The organism is Pseudomonadota bacterium (genome assembly GCA_018823135.1).
In the GTDB taxonomy this organism is placed as follows: Bacteria; Desulfobacterota; Desulfobulbia; order Desulfobulbales; family CALZHT01; genus JAHJJF01.
Genome location: JAHJJF010000043.1, coordinates 1 through 22,727 on the forward strand (window position 1 = coordinate 1; position 22,727 = coordinate 22,727).

16 protein-coding genes and 1 pseudogene are annotated in these 22,727 nt (G+C 51.7%); 6 read left to right on the forward strand and 11 right to left on the reverse strand.

What is annotated here, in order from left to right:
- From KKE17_03815 to KKE17_03845, 7 genes are all read right to left on the reverse strand, one after another.
- The coding region (locus KKE17_03815; GenBank protein ID MBU1709112.1) for an alpha-amylase at positions 1–884 on the reverse strand (884 nt) is incomplete at its 3' end.
- Positions 885–1,095: 211 nt separating this feature from the next.
- Positions 1,096–3,111, reverse strand: a complete 2,016-nt coding sequence (locus tag KKE17_03820) for an alpha-1,4-glucan--maltose-1-phosphate maltosyltransferase (protein ID MBU1709113.1) — start codon at positions 3,109–3,111, stop codon at positions 1,096–1,098.
- A 183-nt stretch (positions 3,112–3,294) separates the two neighbouring features.
- A complete protein-coding gene (glgA, locus tag KKE17_03825; GenBank protein ID MBU1709114.1) occupies positions 3,295–4,497 on the reverse strand; it encodes a glycogen synthase in 1,203 nt (400 codons plus the stop codon).
- Positions 4,494–6,692: a glycogen debranching protein GlgX gene (gene glgX / locus KKE17_03830; GenBank protein ID MBU1709115.1), complete on the reverse strand. Its 2,199-nt coding sequence runs from the start codon at positions 6,690–6,692 to the stop codon at positions 4,494–4,496. The genes glgA and glgX overlap by 4 nt, the downstream gene beginning before the upstream one ends.
- A 253-nt stretch (positions 6,693–6,945) precedes the next feature.
- A complete protein-coding gene (locus KKE17_03835) occupies positions 6,946–8,187 on the reverse strand; it encodes a glycosyltransferase (protein MBU1709116.1) in 1,242 nt (413 codons plus the stop codon).
- Complete coding sequence (locus KKE17_03840; protein ID MBU1709117.1) at positions 8,184–8,849, reverse strand: hypothetical protein; 666 nt, start codon at positions 8,847–8,849, stop codon at positions 8,184–8,186. Before KKE17_03840 ends, KKE17_03835 begins: the two co-directional genes overlap by 4 nt.
- Before the next feature lie 395 nt (positions 8,850–9,244).
- Positions 9,245–10,822 (reverse strand): OFA family MFS transporter, encoded by a 1,578-nt coding sequence (locus KKE17_03845; GenBank protein ID MBU1709118.1) that lies wholly within the window; start codon positions 10,820–10,822, stop codon positions 9,245–9,247.
- Between the two features lie 546 nt (positions 10,823–11,368).
- Between KKE17_03845 and KKE17_03850 the strand changes: the two are divergent.
- From KKE17_03850 to KKE17_03865, 4 genes and pseudogenes are all read left to right on the forward strand, one after another.
- Positions 11,369–12,877: pseudogene (locus KKE17_03850) on the forward strand (catalase).
- Positions 12,878–13,215: 338 nt separating this feature from the next.
- Positions 13,216–13,449 (forward strand): hypothetical protein, encoded by a 234-nt coding sequence (locus tag KKE17_03855; protein ID MBU1709119.1) that lies wholly within the window; start codon positions 13,216–13,218, stop codon positions 13,447–13,449.
- Positions 13,446–14,027: a hypothetical protein gene (locus tag KKE17_03860; protein ID MBU1709120.1), complete on the forward strand. Its 582-nt coding sequence runs from the start codon at positions 13,446–13,448 to the stop codon at positions 14,025–14,027. Before KKE17_03855 ends, KKE17_03860 begins: the two co-directional genes overlap by 4 nt.
- Before the next feature lie 179 nt (positions 14,028–14,206).
- Entirely contained in the window at positions 14,207–17,188 is a 2,982-nt protein-coding gene (locus KKE17_03865) for a caspase family protein (protein MBU1709121.1), read from the forward strand.
- A gap of 131 nt (positions 17,189–17,319) precedes the next feature.
- On the opposite strand, the gene KKE17_03870 is transcribed toward KKE17_03865, so the two are convergent.
- Together KKE17_03870 and KKE17_03875 are read right to left on the reverse strand one after the other, a co-directional pair.
- Positions 17,320–17,985, reverse strand: a complete 666-nt coding sequence (locus KKE17_03870) for a YkgJ family cysteine cluster protein (protein ID MBU1709122.1) — start codon at positions 17,983–17,985, stop codon at positions 17,320–17,322.
- Between the two features lie 87 nt (positions 17,986–18,072).
- Entirely contained in the window at positions 18,073–18,483 is a 411-nt protein-coding gene (locus KKE17_03875; GenBank protein MBU1709123.1) for a DUF2914 domain-containing protein, read from the reverse strand.
- Positions 18,484–19,122: 639 nt separating this feature from the next.
- Between KKE17_03875 and KKE17_03880 the strand changes: the two genes are divergently transcribed.
- The gene (locus KKE17_03880) at positions 19,123–20,007 is read left to right on the forward strand and encodes an ABC transporter ATP-binding protein (GenBank protein ID MBU1709124.1); all 885 of its coding nucleotides are present in this window, start codon (positions 19,123–19,125) and stop codon (positions 20,005–20,007) included.
- A gap of 6 nt (positions 20,008–20,013) precedes the next feature.
- Positions 20,014–21,039, forward strand: coding sequence for an ABC transporter permease (locus tag KKE17_03885; GenBank protein MBU1709125.1), 1,026 nt, complete (start codon positions 20,014–20,016; stop codon positions 21,037–21,039).
- A 69-nt stretch (positions 21,040–21,108) separates the two neighbouring features.
- On the opposite strand, the gene KKE17_03890 is transcribed toward KKE17_03885, so the two are convergent.
- Both KKE17_03890 and KKE17_03895 read right to left on the reverse strand, forming a co-directional pair.
- A complete protein-coding gene (locus KKE17_03890; protein ID MBU1709126.1) occupies positions 21,109–21,999 on the reverse strand; it encodes an NAD(P)/FAD-dependent oxidoreductase in 891 nt (296 codons plus the stop codon).
- Between the two features lie 151 nt (positions 22,000–22,150).
- On the reverse strand, positions 22,151–22,714 hold the full coding sequence (locus KKE17_03895; GenBank protein MBU1709127.1) for a M15 family metallopeptidase: 564 nt from the start codon (positions 22,712–22,714) through the stop codon (positions 22,151–22,153).
- Positions 22,715–22,727: the final 13 nt, after the last annotated feature.

Below are 22,727 nucleotides of genomic sequence, written 5' to 3' on the forward strand. Positions count from 1 at the left end.
CGCTTGAGGATCTCAGTGATGGGGTGGCGGTCTTCCTGGTGGATGGCCATGAAAATGCGCGGCATAAGCGGAAAATGAAAGGCCATGTGGCATTCATCGCCATCGCCGAAATAGGGCCGCACGTCTTCCGGCCACTGGTTGGCCTCAGCCAGAAACATGCGATTGTCATAATGGCGGTCGAGCTGACGGCGGAATTCCTTGAGCACCTCGTGCGTTTCCGGCAGATTCTCGTTGTTGGTCCCTTCCCGGACGCAGAGATAGGGCACCGCATCGAGCCGCATGCCGTCCACCCCCATGTCGAACCAGAAGCGCATGACCCGGCAGACGGCCTCCACGACCCTGGGATTGTTGAGATTGAGGTCGGGCTGGTGGGAAAAGAAGCGGTGCCAGTAATAGGCCCCGGCCACCGGGTCCCAAGCCCAGTTGGAGGATTCGCTGTCGGTGAAGATGATCCGGGTTTCGGCAAACTTCGTATCCGTGTCGCTCCACACGTAGAAGTTGCGGCGGGCCGACCCGGCTTTGGCGCGCCGTGCCGCCTGGAACCAGCCGTGCTGATCCGAGGTATGGTTCACGACGAGTTCGATGATTACCTTCATGTCCCGCTGGTGGGCCTCCCGGACAAAGGCGCGGAAGTCCCGCAAGGTGCCATAATCGGGATGAATGCCGCGATAGTCGGCGATGTCGTAACCATCGTCCCGTAGCGGGGACGGATAAAAGGGCAGCAGCCAGATGGCGGTTATGCCGAGATCCTGGAGATAGTCAAGCTTTTGGCGCAGCCCGCGGAAGTCGCCCATGCCGTTGCCGTTGCTGTCGCAGAAGGCCTTGACATGCAGCTCATAAATGATGGCATCCTTGTACCAGAGGCTGTCTTTTTTCTTGATCATAACAGTATGAATCCTTTACATAATTTGGTGATCTCATTCGTAACCCCGGGAGACAGATTTAATTTTTCCGGAAGTCTGCGGGGACTGAATTTTTTTAGCGTCTTTTCGGAGTCTTCACTTCGTTCCGCTTACCTGCGAAAATTATTCTGTCCCCGGCTTAGAGAAAGGGAAAAATAAAATCAGTCCCCTCCCAACCTATCTACCTGAATTTTCACATGAAATATTCAAAGTCCCGCTCGGTGCGGACCCGGCGGCGGAGCCTATAGACCTGGGCCGGGCTCTCGGCCGGATCAAGACGCACGTAATTGCGCCGTCCCTGCCAGAGGTAGCGCCCTTCCCCGATGAGGTCGTGAACCTGGTAAACCTCGCTTGGGCCGATGCCCAGTTCTTCGAGGGGCACCTCCACCCAGCCCTCGTGCACGTGATGCGGGTCGAGATTGATCACCACCAGGATGATGTTGTCGTGGTTCGGCGTGGTCTTGCCGAAAAAGAGCAGCTGTTCGTTGTCCACCGGATAGAAGTCAAGGCCCTTGTTGGTGTGGAGTGCCGAATTTTCACGACGTATCCGGTTGACCAGAGCGATATATTCCCGCAGGCTTTCCGCCCGGTTCCAGTCCCGATGCCGGAGCTGATATTTTTCCGACTGGTGGTATTCTTCCGAACCCGGTATGGCCTCGTTTTCGCAGAGTTCATACCCGCTGTAGATGCCGTAGCTCGCTCCCAGGGTGGCAGCCAGCACCAGTCGGGAAAGAAAGGCCGGGCGGCCGCCGAACTGGAGAAATTCCGGCAGGATGTCCGGCGTATTGGCAAAAAAATTGGGCCGGAAGAACTCGCGCACCCCGGAGCGGGTGAGGGCAGTCACATATTCGATCAGTTCGTGTTTGGTATTGCGCCAGGTGAAGTAAGTATAGGACTGGCTGAAACCAGCCTTAGCCAGGGCATGCATGATTTTCGGCCGGGTAAAGGCCTCGGCGAGAAAGACCGCATCCGGAAAGCTTTTTCGCACTTCGGCGATAACCCACTCCCAGAAGCAAAGCGGCTTGGTATGGGGGTTGTCCACCCGGAAGACTCGTACTCCCCTTGCGGCCCAGAAGACGATGACATCCTTGAGCTCGTGCCAGAGTGACTCCCAGGCAGGGCTCTCGAAGTTGAGGGGGTAGATGTCCTGGTATTTCTTGGGCGGGTTTTCCGCGTATTTGATGCTGCCGTCGGGACGATGCCGAAACCATTCCGGATGTTCTCTGACGTAGGGATGGTCCGGCGAGCATTGAAAGGCAATGTCGAGAGCCACCTCAAGGCCGTGGCCGGCGGCTGCCGCCACAAAAAAATCAAAATCTGCCAGGGTGCCGAGATCCGGATGGACCGCCTTGTGCCCCCCTTCCGGACCGCCGATTGCCCAAGGGCTGCCGGGGTCGTCCGGTCCGGCCGCGAGGGTATTGTTCGGCCCTTTTCGATGGGTGTGGCCGATGGGGTGAATGGGCGGCAGATAGACGACGTCAAAGCCCATCTCGGCGATGTAGGACAGATGCCTTGCGGCATCACTGAAGGTGCCGCTCTGCTTGGGGCCGCTGCCGGTCGAACGTGGGAACATCTCGTACCAGGCGCCGTATCTGGCCCGGATACGTTCCACAATAACCTGCAGAGCCTGGCGGTAACGGGAGCTCTGCGACCGGTCCGGATAACGGTTCATAAAGGCGGTGAGATCCGGCGACAGCCCGCGCTCCACGCGCTCACCCTGGGCTGCCTGGGATTTGAGGAGAAGCGCGATATTCGTCAGCCAGCCGCAGTCGGGCTCCACCGCCCGCCCGGCCGCTTCCTCGATCAGAGCAGCGCCCTCCAGAAGTTCACTCTCGATATCCTGGCCGGCCTGGTGTTTTTTTCGGACTTCGTCCTGCCAACTGGCAAAATGGTCGACCCAGGCTTCTATGGTGTATTCATAAGGCTCCAGGCGTTCTACGCTGAAGCGGCCCGCCCAGGCATCGTTCACCCGCGGTTCCATGCGCACCTCATGCCATGCGGCCTCGGAGAGGGGACGATAGCGGAGCACGGCGGCCAGAAGATCATGACCGTCGGCCAAAATGTCGGCCGTTACCAGGACATCTTCTCCCACGCATCGCTTGATCGGAAACCGGCCGGCATCAACTGTCGGCTGGACATTCTCTATCCATACCCGGCGTGCGATTTCCGGGTCGATCCTTCCTTGCAGGTCCTGGCTGGCATGATCCATCTTATTTTCTCCCTTTACCCTTTTAGACCCTAAGTCCGAAACATCTGCGTTTTTGCGTAGATCTTAACGGGTGCTTTTGAACCGCAGAATATCGAACAAGGAATATCGAATGTCGAAGTAACTGAAAAACTTCATCATTCTGCGGTTTCTTGTTCGATATTCGACATTTCCGGCTTCGCCGGATTAGGTCACCATATCGTAGACAGCAAGCACCTTTTCGGCTACCGCAGCCCACCCGAACTGCGAGACCACCCGCTCCCGCCCCTTGCGGCCCATTTCCCGGCGCAGGTTCTCGTTGGCGACGAGCTCGTTTATGCGCGCCGCAAGCTCGGATGCGAACCTCTCCGGCTCGGCCGGTTCAAAGTCATCCGGAGCGGCTGGCGCAAATTCCACGAGAAAACCGGTTTCTCCCGGCACCACGACATCCTTGATGCCGCCGACACGGCTCGCCACCACCGGCGTTTCGCAGGCCATCGCTTCGAGGTTTATGATGCCGAAAGGCTCGTAAATGGAGGGACAGCAGAACACTGCGGCGTGGGAATAGAGTTCGATGGCCTCGGGGCGCGTGACCATTTCCTGTAACCATATCACATTGCCCCGTTCCTTTTGCAATGTTTCCACGGATTTTTTTATTTCCAGGGCGAACTCTGGGGTGTCGGGGGCCGAAGCACAGATGACCGCCTGGATCTCCGGCTTGAGTTGCCGGCCGGCCGCGATGAAGTGGGATATGCCTTTCTGGCGGCTGACCCGGCCGAGAAAGAGCACATAGGGGCGGTCGGGGTCAATGCCGTATTTCTCAAGGGCCGAGGTGGTGGTTACCGGCCTGTATTGGCTGGTATCGATGCCGTTGGGTATAACCTGCAGGCGGTTTTTCGCCACCTGAAAACGGCTCGCTATTTCCCGTCGATCGCTTTCCGAGACCGCAATCACCGCGTCGGCCATCTCGATGGCGGTCTTCTCTACCCAGGTCGAGAGATCGTAGCCGCGGCCGAGCTGCTCACGCTTCCAGGGCCTCAGAGGCTCCAGGGAATGCACGGTGATCACCAGCGGCACGCCGTAACAGATCTTGGCGAGGATGCCACCCCACATGGAATACCAGGTATGGCAGTGCACGACGTCCGCCTCTACGGGCGCAGCGTTGAAGTGCAGGCAGCTCTGGAGCACCATGAGCGCCTGGCGCACACGGCGCGGGTTGCCCTCGAACATGTCGCTGCCAAAGGGGTAGCCGTGCACGGACGGGTTGTCGAAGTCGAGTCGTTGCTCGCCGAAGCATTTCACCTCCACGGTGGCCATGCGGGCCAGTTCCCGGGCGAGATATTCCACGTGCACCCCGGCGCCTCCATAGACGTGCGGCGGGTACTCACGAGTCATGATGACGACTTTCATGTGGATGTCTCCTCCTCTTTGTTGTTGGTGTTGGGAGATTTTTCCGGTCCCTGGCAGAATGAATCGGATTGGTCGGCCAGCAGCCAGACAAGAGACCGGGCCTGCAGCACGTAAGGCTCCCGGCCCTGATACAGGCCGGTTGGGGCGTTGTCAGGCGAGGTATTACTGGTGTCAAACACCGTTTGCCATGACCTCGCGGCGAGAAGCGGCGGGAGCTGGAAGGCGATTTCTTCGTGGTGGGCGTTAAAGAGCAGAAGATGGTCGCAGTCCCTGATACGGCGGCCGCGGCTATCGGATTCATCGATGGCATCGCCGCCCAGGTACATGCCGAGACAGCGGGCGTATGAATCCCCCCATTCCTCGTCGGACATTTCCGTGCCGTTCGGCTGTAGCCAGAGGATATCCTTGATGCCGGCGCCTTTCAGCCGTCGGCCAAGAAAAAAGTTTTGCCGACAAAAGGCCGGATGACGTTTGCGCAGGGCGATGAGCCGGCGCACGAATTCCAGGAAGCCCTGCTCCTCGTCATCGAGTTGCCAATTATGCCAGCTGAGCTCACTGTCCTGACAGTAGGAGTTATTGTTGCCGCCCTGGCTGCGGCCGATCTCATCGCCGGAAAGAATCATCGGTACGCCTTGGGAGAGGAGCAGGGTGGCCATGAAATTGCGTTTCTGCCTGGCCCTGAGGGCCTTGATCCCGGGATCGTCGGTGGGGCCTTCAACGCCACAGTTCCAGCTGAGGTTGTCATCCGAGCCGTCGCCGTTGTTCTCGATATTGGCCTCGTTGTGTTTGTGGTTATAGCTCACGAGATCATGCAGGGTGAAGCCGTCATGGCAGGTGACGAAGTTGATGCTGGCATATGGCCGCCGGCCGCTCTTTTCGTAGAGGTCACTCGATCCCGTGAGGCGGTGGGCGATTTCGCCGATATGGCTGTCGTCACCTTTCCAATAGGCGCGTACCGTGTCCCGGTATATGCCGTTCCATTCGGTCCAGCCAACGGGGAAGTTTCCTACCTGATAGCCGCCTTCGCCGAGATCCCATGGTTCGGCGATGAGTTTTACCTGGGAAATGATCGGATCCTGATGGATGATATCGAAAAAGGCGGATAGTCGGTCCACTTCGTGAAGCTCCCTGGCCAGCGCTGAAGCAAGGTCGAAACGGAAGCCGTCCACGTGCATCTCCAGCACCCAGTAACGAAGGCTGTCCATGATGAGCTGCAGTACCCGGGGGTGACGCATGTTGAGGGTGTTGCCGCAGCCGGTGAAATCCATGAGATAGCGGGGATCATCAGGCATGAGCCGGTAATAGGAGGCGTTGTCTATGCCCCGGAAGCAAAACGTTGGTCCGAGATGATTGCCCTCGGCCGTATGGTTGTAAACCACGTCCAGGATGACCTCGATGCCGGCTGAATGGAGGGCCTTCACCATGGTTTTGAATTCACTGATGTGACCAGTTGCGGAATAGCGCATTTCCGGGGCGAAAAAGCCAATGGAGTTATACCCCCAGTAATTCTTGAGTCCCTGCTCCACGAGATGGCGATCGTCGACAAAGGCGTGTACCGGCATAAGCTCGACCGCGGTGATGCCAAGCCGTTTCAGGTATTCCACACTCGGGTAAGTGGCGAGACCGGCATAGGTACCGCGCAGCGACGTCGGCACCTCTGGATTTTGCCAGGTGAACCCCTTGACGTGGAGCTCGTAGATGATCGTATCATGCCACGGGGTGTGGGGCGGTCGATCATCGCCCCAGGTGAAAGCGGTTTCTACCACCCGGCATTTCGGCATTCCCGCAGCGCTGTCTCGTCTGTCCCGGGCAAGATCGCCGCGGGGGCTGCCTACCCGGTAGCCGAAGAGCGCGTCGCTCCACTTGAACTCCCCCCACAGTGCTTTAGCGTAGGGGTCCAGAAGGAGCTTGTGAGGATTGAAGCGATGGCCGCGTCCCGGATCGTAAGGGCCGTGTACCCGGTAGCCATAGAGCTGATGGGGGCGGGCCTCGGGGAGATAGCAGTGGAAGATTTGATCTGTCTGCCAGCGCAGGTCGATACGTTCGATCTCCTGGCGTCCTTTGGTGTCGAAAAGGCAGAGCTCAACTTTTTCCGCATTTTCCGAAAAAATGGAGAAGTTAACCCCTTCGCCGTTCCAGGTGGCGCCGAGGGGATATGGTTCACCCGGCCACACGGTCATCTGTTTTTTTTCCATGCTCTTTCCTTAGGCGCTTTGTGGAATCATATAACAAATTTATTTGTTATGGTGCGTTTTTAATTTTAAAATCAGCTTGTTACAATTGATGTCGCGCCAGTATCCAGGAGCCAGAAGTCAGAATGAAAACATTATAAAAATATTTTTTCTTTTCTTCTGGATTCTGACTTCTGGATTCTCATATATCAAGTTTGAGAAAACTGCCCACCGGGCCTCTTGTTCCAAACAAAGTTTTGAAACAAGCGTAGCCCCTCTAGCCCAGCTTAATACGGTATTTCGATTCATCTTGCAGGCCGACCATCAGGGTCAGATACTCCCTGAGGTGCCGGGTCAGGAGAAAATTTTCCCGTACAAAGTGCTTTGCCTTGGCTCCTATGTGCGCCAGCATCTCCTGGGAGTGCAGCAGATACCGAATGCGCAGGGCGGCGCCTTCAGGGGTGTGGACCAGGAACCCGGTATGGTAGTTGACCACCTGCAGGCGAATGCCGCCGGTATCGCCCCCGATCACCGGCTTGCTTTTCCACATCGCCTCGGTGACGGTCAGGCCGAAACCCTCTTTGGTAGATTTCTGCAAAACAATATCGGCGGCACGCTGCAGGGCATTGATGGTGCGGTGTGCATCCGGCGGCAGGAGCAGCACGTGAATATCGGGGTCATTGCCGGCGGCTTCGCGGACTTCTCCTAGCACCATCGCGCCTTCCGGGTCATCGGAAGCAGTTCCGCCGGCAAGGACTAATTGCAGTTCCGGCACAAATTTTTTGGCCAGCCGGTATGCGCGGATAACACCAACCGGGTCCTTAAACCGGTCGTAACGGGATACCTGGACAATAAGATGCCGGTCCGGATCCAGATTGAAATCACTGTAGACCTTGGCGGCTTCCTCGGGCGGCAGATCGATATTCTTATCGCTCAGTGGATCGATACTGGGCGGGATGATATATTGCAGATGCTGCAGGGGTTGGGCAAAAGCCGGTAAAGAGAAGATACTGGCATCATAAAGACCGACACTTTTTTGCAGATATTTCCATACCGGCCGATAGGGATGGCTGGCATCGATATGACAACGCCATATCCATTTGCCGCGACGATTGGGATAATGATTTATAAGGGCTGCCGGCTGCGGATCGTGGATAATAACGAAGTCCGCCTCTTCCAGAACCGGTCGCAGCTTTTCAGCGTTGGCCAGGTTGGTCTGTTCGTAAAGCTTAAGCAGCGCCGGGGAAATATGCTCCTGTTTTCCCTGGAGGGCGTTGTGCATCGATTTCGTGCATTCATAGAAACCAGCTTCGCCGGTAATGACCTCCCATTGGGTCGCAATGCCCAGTTCGTTCGTTAAAGGCACCAGTTTTTCAAGTATTTCCGCAACACCGCCACCGACCTTGGTCGAGTTGACATGCACCACCTTCATATTGAGCAGAGGCTTTGCCAGTTGCCGGAGCTGATCAATGACATCGTTGCCGGTGATGGCTGCGTAGGATTCAAGCAGAGAAGTCATGATAATCCTCCGGTAAAATACGTTTGAAAGAGAACTGTCAGCTCAGTTCGAATCTGGCTGAGACTTGAAAAATAGGGATCGATAGCGGCAAGCTGGGCGCAGAGACCCTGGTGCTCATCCCCCAGGCCGGTCAGCCAATGGCAGAAATCATCGCCACCCTGATCAAGCCTGCGGCGTGCGTCTATAAAGTGATAAAAGATGGAGCTAGTTGACAGGAGCGGGATCTGCACAGCCAGGTCTTCCGGTTTTTCGAGGCGGCGATTGGTGTCAAAAACCACCAGCTGCGACCGGATAAATTCAAACTGCCGGTACCCCCTCGTCCATTCGACGTTTTCATTTTCATCAAGCCGTTCCTCAATAAGATCGAGCAGATTTTGGCGCAGTTCTTCAAGGTTGCCGCTTGCCGACGGATCGATTGCCGCCAGCCTCTCGGCCAGCACCGGGTCCCGAAGACTGTGCCGCACCCAGCCGGCAAAATCGTTATTGAACTCCCGTTCCTCAAAGCGAGGGACCAGCAGCCCACCCCAGAAATGATGGTAGATGCTGTCCAGTGAAACGAGGGTCAGATTGTTCCGCAGTTCGGCAAGGGTCATGGCCTTTTGGCCAGTGGCGATGGAAATAAGGGCGCAGTCATTGATCAGGAAAATGGAGGTGTCGGTCATGGTGAGTCTCCTGGAGCGGTGGGATCTCTCCCGCTGCTGTTAAACGTAGATATATTTTTCAAGTCCTTATGGGCCGGTTCCATTTTGATGAGCGCAAATCAGCGGGGTGATGGGCCGGGGGAACCTTGCTGATTTTTCGGTAAATCCCCTCATCACGGTGATAACGGGAATCATATGAATAATATTAGCAAAAGGCATGCCGGCGTACGAAGTCAGGGTGAAAGAAGCTGGCGAAGCCCTAAGTCAGAGAGATGAGAGGAAGCGGCGAAAAGAGAAGAGAAGACAGAGAGGATCTGTCATGCCTCAACATGTGGTGGGGCCTCAACATGTTGAGGGAATTAGCTATTTAGCGCAACCTCATCGCTGTCCCTATAAGTTCGTTTGAACAAAAAAGCCTATCTTTCTTTATTTTTGTGCATAACCTGTAAAATGATCGCCAGCCCCGCAGACAACAGACAGAGGACTGCCGCCATGGTGAATGCCGCGGCGTAGCTGTCGGTCAGGACTTTTGCGAAGTTTCCTGCCGCAATCCCTACTACGCCTGCAATACCATATGAGGTGAAAACCCAGCCATAATTTGCCCCGAGATTTTTTGCCCCGAAGAGATCCGCGGTTGCGGATGGGAAGAGTGCGAAGTTGCCACCAAAATTAAAACCGACCAGCGCCGCTCCGATACTGAGCGCCGCTTCCGTTTTCATACCGGCAAGAAAAAACATAATGCCCGCCTGGAGAAGAAACATGGCAACAAAGGTCGCAGTACGGCCGATCCGATCCGAGATAAAACCCCAGAATATTCTGCCCACCGCGTTGAAAATGGCAAGCAGTCCGACGGCAGCAGCCCCCTTCAGCATCAGTGCGTTTGTTTCCGATGCACTCAACTTCCTGCCAGCCTCGCTGGCCGCAGCCACCAGCTGCTCACCGGCAAAGACCTTGATGATCCCTATGACCATAAGCCCGGCCACAGCACCGCTGAAGAACATCAACCAAAGGAGATAAAATGCCGGATCTTTCAGTGTCTCCTGCCAGGTTGAATTCTGCACTGTCCTGTCTGTCAAGGGCGCAGCCGAGGGAGGGTTACACAGAAGGAGCGCGCCGGCAGTGACGACAACGATGCAGACAATGCCATGCATAATAAAGAACGGGAATATTCCCTGTTTGCCGATATAGCCTAATGCCCCCCATTTCTGGCTGAAAAGATAGGCACCCATGCCGAATCCGGCTACCGCAATCCCGCTTACCAATCCTTTATGTTCAGGAAACCATTTCACCAGAGCGGCAATGGGGCAGACATAAGCAAATCCGGTCCCGGCACCGGCCATGAAACCGATCGTACCCCAGAGCAAGAGGAGCCTGTCAATTTCCGCAAGCTTTCCGACATACTGGTTGCCCATCATGATACCAGCCACAATGCACGTCGTCATAATACCCATGGGTGCGTAACGTACAATGACCGACTCTTCGCCCAAATGGCCGAAAAATGCATGAAAAACCATGAGGATGAGAACTGTCACCACTCCGGCAAAAATCGCGTGGGCGAGATAAAAGACAATGGCGTTTGTCATGAGTCCGGCATAGATGAATCCGCTGCCAATCAATAGGCCGCCAATGATTGCCGGCACCCGGGGACCCTTGATGTCCTGCACGCGTCCGGCAATGACCATGACCGCCGCAAAACTCAAGATACAGATCGAAAAGGCATACTTCAGGATTCCCTGCTGTTTTGCAATCTCCATCTTAACCGCAACGGCATCCCGAACCACAATGACAACATCTGCAGGGGTCCCCGCAGCAAGCTGCGCAGCTTGCTGTTCCTCTGTGATCACCGGCGGGAAGATATTTGAGGTCAAGGGTTCCCAGAAAATGCTGTAGCCATAAACCGTACCCAGGACGAGCTGAACAAGGATCGCTCCTGCCAGAACCTGAAAGCGCTTACCTTTTCCGATTTCTGCTAAAGTAGATGCCTGAGTTGTCATGATTTTCTTTTTCACCTCCAATTTGAAGATGTCTGCCATATTCCTCGCCTGTTTCCACCACATAATTGTTGATGTTCACACGGAAGGTCAAATCAAGTCAAGCCTGGATTAATGCAAAAGGATAAAATGAGAATCATATATGTTTTGTTGGGGGAGTGACGGAAAGGTGCGTAACGATTGGCATTGAAGATGGGGGCCACAACACCTTCCAGCAAGTTTTTATTTCAACCTATAATTTGTACTGAAATAATTCGGTTTTGCTTTTTCCCCGTTTTTTTCAAAAGGGAGTCTTTCTTTTCCGCTATTCCAAAAAATTTGACCCGGATTTTTTTTCTTCACTGGAAAATACCCCCTCAACAAAACCAGTTAAATTAACATAAGATTATCTGTCGTTGAATAATCTATTGAGACTCCTACACCAGCCTTGACATATTGCCTGAAAAAAAATGTAATACTTTAAGTACACCTTAAAATACCGTATTTCCATCGCTGATCTTTTCCCCAACCGTTTGAAATATAATTATAATTTTGAAATGCAGGTGTCACATGTCTGAGAGAAAAGTCCTCACCAGTAATTTTGGAGCGCCGGTCGGCAACGACCTGAATACCATAACCGCCGGACTGAAAGGTCCTGCTTTAATGCAGGATGTTCACCTGCTGGAAAAACTCGCTCATTTCGACCGGGAACGCATACCGGAACGGGTGGTCCATGCCAAGGGCGCTGGAGCCTTTGGCTATTTTGAAGTCACCAATGACGCGAGCCAGTATACCAAGGCCAAGTTTCTCTCCAAGGTCGGAAAGAAAACCGATCTTTTCGTCCGATTTTCCACCGTGGGTGGCGAAAAAGGCTCTGCTGATTCAGAACGCGACCCCAGGGGGTTTGCCATCAAGTTCTATACCGAAGAGGGAAACTATGACATGGTGGGCAACAACACCCCGGTGTTTTTTATCCGCGACCCACTGAAATTCCCGGACTTCATCCACACTCAGAAAAGAAATCCCGCCACCAACCTTAAGGATGCCGACATGTTCTGGGATTTCCTGTCACTGACCCCGGAATCAATTCATCAGGTGACCATTCTCTTTTCCGACCGCGTCACCCCCAGAAGTTTGCGCCACATGAACGGCTACAGCAGCCACACCTTTAAGTGGTATAACAAAAAAGGTGAATATTACTGGGTCCAATATCATTTCAAGACCGAGCAGGGAAATCTGACCTTCACCGCCGAAGAGGCGGATCGGATGAAAAGCATTGATCCTGACTGTGCAACCCGCGACCTTTATGAATCGATAGTCCGGGGTGAATATCCATCCTGGCGACTGGAATTACAGATCATGACCCCGGAGCAGGCTAAAGATTACCGGTTCGATCCGTTTGATATCATCAAGGTATGGCCTCATGCGGACTTTCCGCCCATGGACGTCGGCCGCATGGTTCTTAACCGCAATCCCGAGAATTATTTTGCCGAGGTGGAGCAGTAGGCGTTCTCACCCGGCAACTTTGTCCCCGGCATTGCGGCCTCCTCCGACAAAATGCTGCAGGGCCGGCTGTTCAGTTACCACGACACCCATCGGCACCGCCTGGGCGCCAACTACCATCTATTGCCGGTGAACTCTGCCAAAGCCTGCCCGATGCACAACTACCAGCGGGACGGTGCCATGCGCTCCGATAATAACGGTGGTGGCGGCCCGAATTACTGGCCCAACAGTTTTGGCAGGCCAAACCCCAAGGCCGATGCAAATGAGCCTGCCGCGGATTTATCCGGCCAGGCGGATCGCCATGCGTACGCCCTTGTGGATGATGATTTTGTTCAGGCAGGTGATTTGTACCGCAAAGTTATGAAAGATCAGGACAGGACAAACCTGATAAACAATATTGTCGGGCACTTGAAAGGTGCTCAGACCCGCCTCCAATTACGCCAGACCGTACTTTTTTATAAGGCAGACCCGGATTACGGCAGCAGAGTTGCCAAAGGACTGGGCCTTGATCTGAAAAAAATCAAGCTACTTGCCTCGCTGTCCCAGGAAGACCGGGTCAAGGCCACCGCAGCATAAGGCTGATACAGCACAACCGTTGGCTTCGGTCAGACTTAGACCGAAGCCAACGGCGTATCGTGACTCATCCTTCTGCTTTAGCACTTCAAGTACAAAAATAAAAACATCGACCTGGTCAATTCAGCTACGCAGAACCAGAGAATATTCATCAGTTACACCTGAGCTTTCAACCGGTTGACCAACCGGCACCCAGTAGCTGTGCTTTTCACCTGCGCACATTGATAATCATAACTAAAAATTACTGATTTTTAAAAAAAACTTTCTTGCCGTACACGGAAAGGTGTATACCGAAAGCAGATACGAAAATTTTAATTCTTTTTATGAGCGAGGGTCTGATTATGAAAATAAATATCCAGCTTATCATCATTGCCCTTATTGTTCTCCTCTTCTACGGCTGTGCGGTGCGCAGACCGCCTTTTTCTCCGAGGCGGTATAACACCGACGCCCATAAACAGGCCCAGACCATGGAAGACTGCATTGAATGCCATTCCGGCGACAAAGCTCCGCCCCACGGCCTTAAACGAGGCAATTGCCTCAGTTGTCATCAACTCGAGAGGGGGTCATTACCATGAAATATTTTCGAACTCTCCTTGTGCTTGCGCTGCTTTTCATTTTAGCGGGATGCGGCCCGATAATCGGCCAGCTGATGCGTATGTCCGAAGGCATAAAAGACTTTACCGTTGTGTCCGGAAATCTGGGGACAGTCAAGCCCGGCATGGATATCGTCGTGGTCGGTCCTTTTGACCTCAAAGAAGGTGCCTATTCCATTGCCAGAGGCGATGAAGCAGTGATTCTTGCTGATAAACTGAAAAGGCACCACCTGTTTGACACCGAAATTTATTTCCTGCGAAAATACGGCACCCTGACCAAAGACATCATGGAAATGAAGTCCGAGAGCGCCGCCAAACTCCAGAAAAGACTGGGGCGGGATGGCGGCTTGCCCGATTTGATTCTCTTCGGCACGATCGTCAGCAGGGATACCATTGTCGCTCCCACCAGGGGGCTGATCACCGAAGTAAAATTTCTTCTGGATTTCTATGATCCGGCGCAGAAGTCTTCGGTGGTTGTGGAGATCACGGTGCGGGATCTGTTCCGGGATTATATCGACACGGTTATTGAGGAATTACAGAACAGGATGAAGGCAAAATAAGAAAAGTGGTAAGGGGCCGATTTTGGCCCCTTACTGTCTCTGCTTCTTACAGGTTCCTTTACGTTTCACATGCAATGACATACATGAACCCTCGCCAAACACGCCATATTTATTGACGCCGGCATATGTTTTTGGTAGCCCTTACCTGTAAATAAAAAAAACTTAATAAGGGCCTTGACATGCCGCATAAAAATTATCATGGCGCCCCGTTTTTTGCTTTTTCCTTTTTTCTTTTTTTGACGATTTCAATCGCCCAGACATCTGCCGCTGAAAAACCCACATTAATCATTAATACCGCTGGCCATAACAGCAGAATCCATGAGCTGATATTCACCGCAGACGGCAAGCAGCTGATCTCCGCCTCGGAGGATAAAACAGTTCGCCTCTGGGATCTTGCAACCGGCGAGACAGTGCAAATCTTCCGTGCTCAAATAGAACCGGGACCGGGGGGAAAAATTACCTGTGCTGCATTGTCGCCGGATAATCGTTATCTGGCAATTGCCGGGGCAGGATATCAAAAAAAGCAAAAACGATTTGCACCAATACTTATCTTTGAAATGGAATCCGGGAATATCATCCGGACATTAGCCGGTCATGAAGATCCAAGCGGATCGAAAACCGTTTCTTCAACCATCCTTGATCTGGCCTTTTCTCCTGACGGCAAAAAAATCGTTTCCGCAAGCAAAGACGGCTCCGCTAAAGTATGGGATTTTACCACCGGTAATCACCTTGCCACCCTGAAAGACCATAAGGACGCGATTTTCACAGTCGCCTTTTCTCCTGACGGCAAACATATTGTTACCGGAAGCGATGACAACAACCTCTGCCTCTGGGACAGTACAAACGGGCGACTCATCAAAACCATGTCCGGCCATTCCGAACCGGTTCGAACTGTCGCCTACACTCCTGACGGGAAGATACTATCAGGCAGCAGCGACAAAACTGTTCAATTGTGGGCTGCGGACGGGACACACTTAAAAAAAATTGCCAACTTTAATAGTAGAATAAGGGGAATTTCCATAAGCCCGGATGGAGGCACCATAGTTGTCGGAAATGCCGCCAGAAAAGAGCCTTTCAATTGCGTTTCCATCAAACTCCCTGAAGGGGAAAAGCTATCCACATTTAAAGAACATAAATCTTTTGCCCCTGCTACAGCCATTTCTCCTGACGGCTTAACCGCAGCAAGCGGTGACAATGAAGGAAAAGTCCACCTCTGGGATATTAATACAGGCAATCTCATTCAAACCCTGGAAGGAAATGGCAGGCAAGTCTGGTCCGTAGGATTTGCCAAAGACGGACGATCCATTGCCTGGGGCCATACTCGAAAAGAATTTAATATATTTTCATACGGTCCGCTGCAACAGGCATTTCAGCTTTCCACCTCGCAGAATTTTTTCGATCCTTCCCTTAAACCGGAATTACTGTCTTCGACTAAGTATGCACAGGGACTTAAGTCATCAGGCCCCTGGCAGGTCCGGACTGAAAGAAACAAGCCCGATACAGCTTTGACAATTTTAAAATACAGCACCCCCCTTTTCACAATTACTCGAACCGAAACAAACGGCGCAGTCCATAAAAGCGTCACTCTGACCCCGGACGGAAAAACCTTGATCAGCGGCGGCAACGGCGGCAAACTTGAATCCTTTGAAACAACAACCGGGAAAAAACTCAATAAATTCATTGGCCATGAAAGTGATGTCTGGGCGTTGGCCGCATCCCCGGACGGGCGGCTCCTGGTTTCCGGTTCTTCCGACCAGACCGTACGGCTCTGGGAAATAGCCTCGGCCAGATTATTGCTGACAATTTTCTGCGCCAGAGATAACGAATGGATTGCCTGGACTCCTGAGGGATTCTTTGTCAACTCGGAAAACGGCAGCAGGTATATCGGTTGGCATGTGAATCAGGGTATTTCAAAAGCTGCCAAATATTTTCCAGCCTCACGCCTGTATGATCAATTTTATCGGCCGGACATAGTCCAGGCAATACTTATGGGAAAAGACGAGGCAAAGATTCTTGAGGCTTCTTCGCGATTTAATCTTGATCAGACCCTTGAAAGCGGTTCAGCTCCGGTGGTAAAATTTCTCGAACCCGTTCTTAATGAAACTTCTCAGAGGGATATCAAGGCTGCCATCGCTTTAATCGATCAGGGAGGAGGTGTCGGCAAAATCATCTGGAAACTCAATGGGGTCACCATCGGCGTTGAAAAGGACGGAAGGGGCATTACTGCTCTCCCCAGGAAAACAAAGACCGCCCAACAAATTTTCAGCCTCACCAAACTCCTGACTCTCAGCCCGGGCAACAACACCATCGAGGTGGTTGCGTATAATAAAACCGGCAGCATCGCTTCAGATCCGGCAAAGATGTCCCTCCTGCTGAAAGATATGATTTCAGAACCCCCATCCCTTCACATTCTGGCCATCGGCATCAACCAATACCGTGACAAATCCCTTTGGCTGAAATTTGCGGTTCCGGATGCACAAAGCCTGGTTGCTAAAATTACTGAAACATCTCACACAATATTCAAAGATATTTCCGTAACTGAGCTTTACGATGCCAAAGCTACAAGTCAGGGGGTCCTTGAAGCCATCAATCAAATCGCCCAAAAAGCCCAAAGCAACGATGTATTCATGCTTTACCTGGCAGGTCACGGCATTACTCTTGACGGCCGCTATCATTTTCTGCCGGTTGATTTTCGTTATCATAATGAAGATTCAGTGCGGGATAAGGGGATCAATCAAGACCATCTGCAGACCTGGATGAGTCAGGTATCCGCCCAGAAAAGCCTTATCCTGCTCGACACCTGTAATAGCGGCTCCTATGTCATGGCCCAGGCAGCAACTCGCGGGATTGCAGAAAAAACAGCAATTGACAAACTCACCCGCGCCACCGGTCGGGCGATTATCGCCGCTTCGTCGGATTCCCAGGTCGCCCTTGAAGGATACGAAAACCACGGGGTTTTCACCTATGCCCTGCTGGAGGCCCTTTCCAGGGCGGATCACCAAAACGGCAATCGCGACGGCTTTACCAGCACCGGCGAAATCGCCTCATACATTAATGAGCAGGTCCCGGAGATAACTTATAATAAATGGGGATATGAACAGGTTCCGCAGGTAAATCTTCTGGGCCGGGAATTTCCTATCGGCATGGCATTACGAGAATAAGAAACGACAATATCATACCAAGTTACATTCAAAGAGATACGGCGGCAATATCAGGCCCCGGAGGCGTACATTGAAATACGTCGAGGAACCGACGACGCAGCCTGCTCATGGAATTTGAATGCGACGAGGGATCACATTCTTTTTAAATAAATCTCCCCTTCATTCTCATAGGCGGAAAATCCATAGGATGAGAGAAAAATAAAGACCGGACGCCCGAAAAGAAACATCTCGACTTCCATTGTTATGCCGTATTCTTCATTGGCCCTGGCACGGATGGCAAGGTCTTTTCTGACTATTTTGTTGAGTTCTTCAAGGGTTTCCTGATCGCCATTGCTCTGCAAAACCCTCACCGCCAATCCATCGATAATTACGCAACCACATTCCTGATCATGCTCTTGTAGCAACCCGATGATCGGGTCATCGGGATGAATTATGTCCAGCCGGGAGATTAAATCCTTATTAATGACTCCCAGAAGCTCATCAGGGTCCCAACACTTCAGCAGGCGGCATTCAAGGGGACGGTTCCCATAAATACCGCACAATAAATCCTCGCCAATGAAACGGCAGGTCCATTCCCCTTCCTTGCCACTTATCTTGACCAGCTCCTGTTCGATGGGTTCAATTTTACCGGTCAACGGCGAGTATGCCCGTTCCCCTTTGCGCAATGTAACAAGATCCCGGTAGGAAATATTCCCGGCAAGAAGAAGCTCTTTGTCCTGAATATGTAATGCCGGCCCTCCCTTGTGGCAGCAGGTCCCGCATCTTTGACACTGATTAATTATTACTTTGTTTTCCACTTTTCGCTCAGTTCCCGGGCATAATAAAGGGCAGCGCTAGATAGAAATCTATACCGCCGCCCCCTTGCTTTTCAATAGTATAGCTGATTATTCCACTGTAAACGCTACAGTTTTCAGCACAGTCCCCTCAGTATCCTGAAGTTCAACCTTCCAGGCCCCGGTCCGGTTTCCAAGTTTCTTACTTGAATATGTCCGCCAGCGGTTACCTTTACGGATTGTCAGAGGAACAACCGCCGTTTGAATATCGTTATGCATCCAGACAAAACGGATCTCAGTGTCTGCATCAATATCCTTGGCCTCAAGGTAACCATACACCGCCCCCAGAGATAGTGGAAACGTCTCCCCGGCGCCAACCGGTTCACGGTCTGCAACGTCTTCACAAACAACCATCCTGGCTACAGTGAAACCAGGGGCATCTTGAGCAAATGCTGAATTAACTGTTATTCCCAATAAAACCATCACTGATAACGCGGCAATTACATTTAGAACTTTTTTCATACGTGATCCTCCTGTTGTATAATTTAACAATCCCTAAGATATTCTTGAGCTTGCTGTGAACATTCTGTCTTTTGGTAATTATTCGCCCACCTGAAATGTACCAAGTTATTTCCAAATTAGATGATATAATCCCCTCTGTCAATATCGACAATTTCTCGGCGCAAATCGGGCAGACCTGCCAGGCTTGCAGCCATGGTCAGCAAAAAAACTGAAACTCCCCGAGGTTTGGGGTCACTCCTTTCATGCCATGGAGAGGATCAATTCAAAGGAAATGAAACCAGCTCACTTCATCAGATTATCATACTGTTAGATGAGCATTATAAGGGGCCCATTCATTAGGATTCCAACGCAATTAAAGCCAACAACGCTTATCTCCACATCTCTGGGAGGGAATTCAGGCTAAAATCCGCGGATTCATAAAAGCATGCTTTTATTGTAACTATCACACAAATCGCGTCAATAGCAAGAACCCATCCAGGAAAAGAAGTACTGCTTCTGCCGAAATTAAATCAATCACATCGCATATTTTTATTTGACGAAGGCAGTATCCGGTTATACTGTTTTTCAAAAGTTTTTTTGTTGACTTCGCCACGGCTCTAATCAGGCCAGGATAAAATATAACCCGCCCTCGACCACGACATGAATCACCTTTTAGAAATAATCAACCTTGTTAAAACCTTTCCCGAGGTGCGCGCCGTGGACGGTATCAGCTTTCATATCGAAAGCGGTGAATGCTTCGGCCTCCTGGGCCCCAACGGCGCTGGAAAAACCACGACAATCGAAGTGATCGAGGGAATTTCCAAACCCACTTCAGGAGAAATCCTCTACAAAGGCAAACCCCGAGAAGTTACCTTCAAGGAAGAAATCGGCATCCAGCTCCAGAACACCGAATTACCCCAGTATCTCACCGTCAAGGAAACCCTTGAGACCTTTCGGAATCTCTATAACAAAAAGGCTGACCTGGATGAACTGGTCTCCAGCTGCCGCCTTGAAGATCTCCTGAACAGGGACAACCGCAAAATTTCCGGCGGCCAGAAACAAAGGCTGCTGCTGTCAATCGCCCTGGCCAACGATCCGGAGCTTGTTTTTCTCGATGAACCGACAACCGGGCTCGACCCCCAGGCTCGCCGCTATCTCTGGGATATTGTCCGAAAAATCAAGGCAAACAACAAAACGGTTGTCCTGACCACCCATTACATGGAAGAGGCGCAGATTCTCTGTGACCGGATTGCAATTATGGATAACGGCAAAATTATCGCCATGGGTTCCCCCAGGGAACTTCTCGAAAAATACTGCAAAGGCAGTTCAATTATCCTGCGTGGAGACATTGCCGATGCAAGCCTCGACAAACTGCCGTGCACCTGGTTCCGCATCGAGGACAGAATTGAAATCCGGACCGAGGCGGCCAATGAATGCATAACCCACTTGATGGAATTGGATATTGATTTGACATCGATGACGGTCCGCGCCCAGAACCTGGAAGACCTTTTCCTGAAACTTACCGGCAAGGAAATTCGGAGCTGATACTTCATGTGGAGACGAATCTGGACAATTTTTGAGGCCCGCAATAAAGAATTTTACCGGGACAAATCAGCCCTGGGCTGGAATTTTCTTTTTCCGTTTCTGATTATCATCGGCTTTAACCTGATGTTCAGCGGCGATCGCCAGAACATCTATAAAGTCGGTTATGTCGGGGACACGACCTCCATTGAATACACAACGGAGTTTAAAGCTTTTCAGCAAACAAAATATATCGAATTCATCACCTTTGACTCCAGGGAATCGGCACTTGACAAGCTGCTGCATCACAGAATCGACCTGCTCATTCATCCTGCCGAAGGTAAATACTGGGTCAGCAGTTCATCTCCCAAAGGATATGTTGTCGAGCAGCTCCTCAAAGCACAAAACGGCGGCCAATCGATTTTCCTCAGGCAAAGTGTCAATGGTCGGGAAATACCCTATGTGGAATGGCTTTTCCCGGGAATCCTCGGGATGAATATCATGTTCAGCTCACTCTTCGGGGTTGGTTTTGTCGTGGTCAGATACAGGAAAAACGGCGTGCTGAAACGCTTGAGCGTCACACCTACAAGACCTTATGAATTCCTCACTGCCCAGGTAATTTCAAGAATGTTTCTGCTGATGGCCACAACCGCCATTGTGTATACGGGCTGTGCAATGCTCTATGGCTTTCAGTGCCGGGGTTCCTATCTTACCCTGATCCTGGTTTTTGCACTGGGTGGCTTCAGCATGATTGCCCTTGGGCTGCTCATTGCATCAAGGAGCAGCAGCGAGGAATTTGCCGGTGGGATATTAAATCTTACCACCTGGCCCATGATGTTTCTTTCGGAGGTGTGGTTTTCTCTGGAAGGTGCTGAGCCCTGGGTGCAGAAGCTGGCAAGGATCTTTCCACTCACCCATATGATAGACAGCGCCAGAAAAGTGATGAACGACGGGGCAAGCCTGTATGATATCCGCTACCAGATCATAACTCTTATCGCCATGTCATCTCTTTTCCTGCTCTTTGGATCATTGCTTTTCAAGTGGCAGAAAGACTGATTCTGTCATTCTATTCAGGGTCTGTCCGAATGGAATCCCGGTGTCATTTCTTGCTCAACAGGACACCAATTACAACTCAAGGATCTTCTGATTGATATCAATCGCCGCAACAGCGCCCCGTCCGGCGGCGATGATCGCCTGAGAGCTTCCGGTCCTGATTGCGCCAACCGCATACAGCCCCGGGCAGGAGGACTCTCCCTTGCTGCTCACGGTAATTTTCCTGATAGAGTCCCGATCAAGGGCGAGATCATTTAAATAATCATCATTTAAAATATAACCGAAGCTTGCAAGAATCACCTCACACGGCACAAATTCACCAGTGTCAAGCTGCATGCCCGTCAGCTGATCCTCACCTTCAAGCTCAACGGCCTTGCCGTATTTGAGGACGATGCCGTCCTCCCCAAGCATTTCAACAAAATCGTCCGGAGGAATAAAGTTGTCAAGAATCAGGGTGATGTCTTTGGTGAACATCTGCTTGACTGCAAAAGCAAGACGCACGGCATTGATCGAAAGCCCGAGAATAACCAGTTTTTTGCCTTTCGTCCTGTATCCGTCGCAGTCGACACAGGTAAAATAACTCTTGGCAAAAAAACGATGCAGGTTGGCGATTCTTGGGAGATTTTCAGTGGCGCCGGTGGAGGCAATAACAAACTTTGAAAAAAAATTCTTTTCAGGTGTGCGGACTTCAAATAACTCTTTTTTAAGAACTTTTGAAACGCGCAGCCGCGCTATTTCAACCCCGAAATTTCGTACCTGGTCAAAACCTCCCTCAATCAACTCCCGCCCGGTAACAAGTTCTCTGCCGAGATAGTTCTCAATGTGGGATGCATGCCTGGTCCTGCCGCCCCCCTTGTCAAGAACCAGAACTCTCCGGTTAAACCTGGCAAGATGAAGCGCCGCCTGTAAACCGCCGGGGCCGCCGCCAGTTACGATGCAATCATATGGATTTTCATTTTTCATGTATTAACATGCCTGGCACCTGATATTCCTCACCATATACCAGCTTGCATTCAAAGAGGTAATAAGGAGGCAAAGAGGGCGGCCCAGAAGGATAAATACGCCGAAGAAGCTGCCGACAGCAGCAATTGCAGCGAAGTTATAATTTGAATGCTCAGGTATCACATCCTGTATAACGCCAATGCCATGGCTCCCAGAGAAAACCATCCCGCAGATCCTCAGGATAACTTTCCTCAAAGCAGAATTTATGGGCATTTCCTTCAAGCCATTTCCTGGACTCGGTTTTTACAAAAGAAGAATTGCTCGGCACCATATCAAAGGCTATTCCAAGCATATGCTCGGAATAGCCGGGCGGGGCCGTCCCCCTTCCGGCAATCTCCTCAAAGGTCTTCCCCTTTGCAATGAGTCTCATAAATACCTGCCGCTGATAATACATGCTCCGATAGCCGGAATCGACTTTAAGCTCAATACCTTCAAGTGCTGCGGCATTGGCCATCCTGACAAATGCGTCCCGGGTCTTTCTGGTCACATAAATCTTGCTTTCCTCAAAAGAAAAATCAATTGGCACCTTCACAAGGTCCATGGATTTCGGATTATCTTTAATGCCGAAAACGTGTCCTTTCCAGGGCAGCTGCACCGGATAGGTTTCGCCGTTTATTGTCACGAACTCTTCCGCAGGAGTGTCAGTCTCAACCAGAGAGTTATGCTCCCATTTCATGTTATCTAAATCC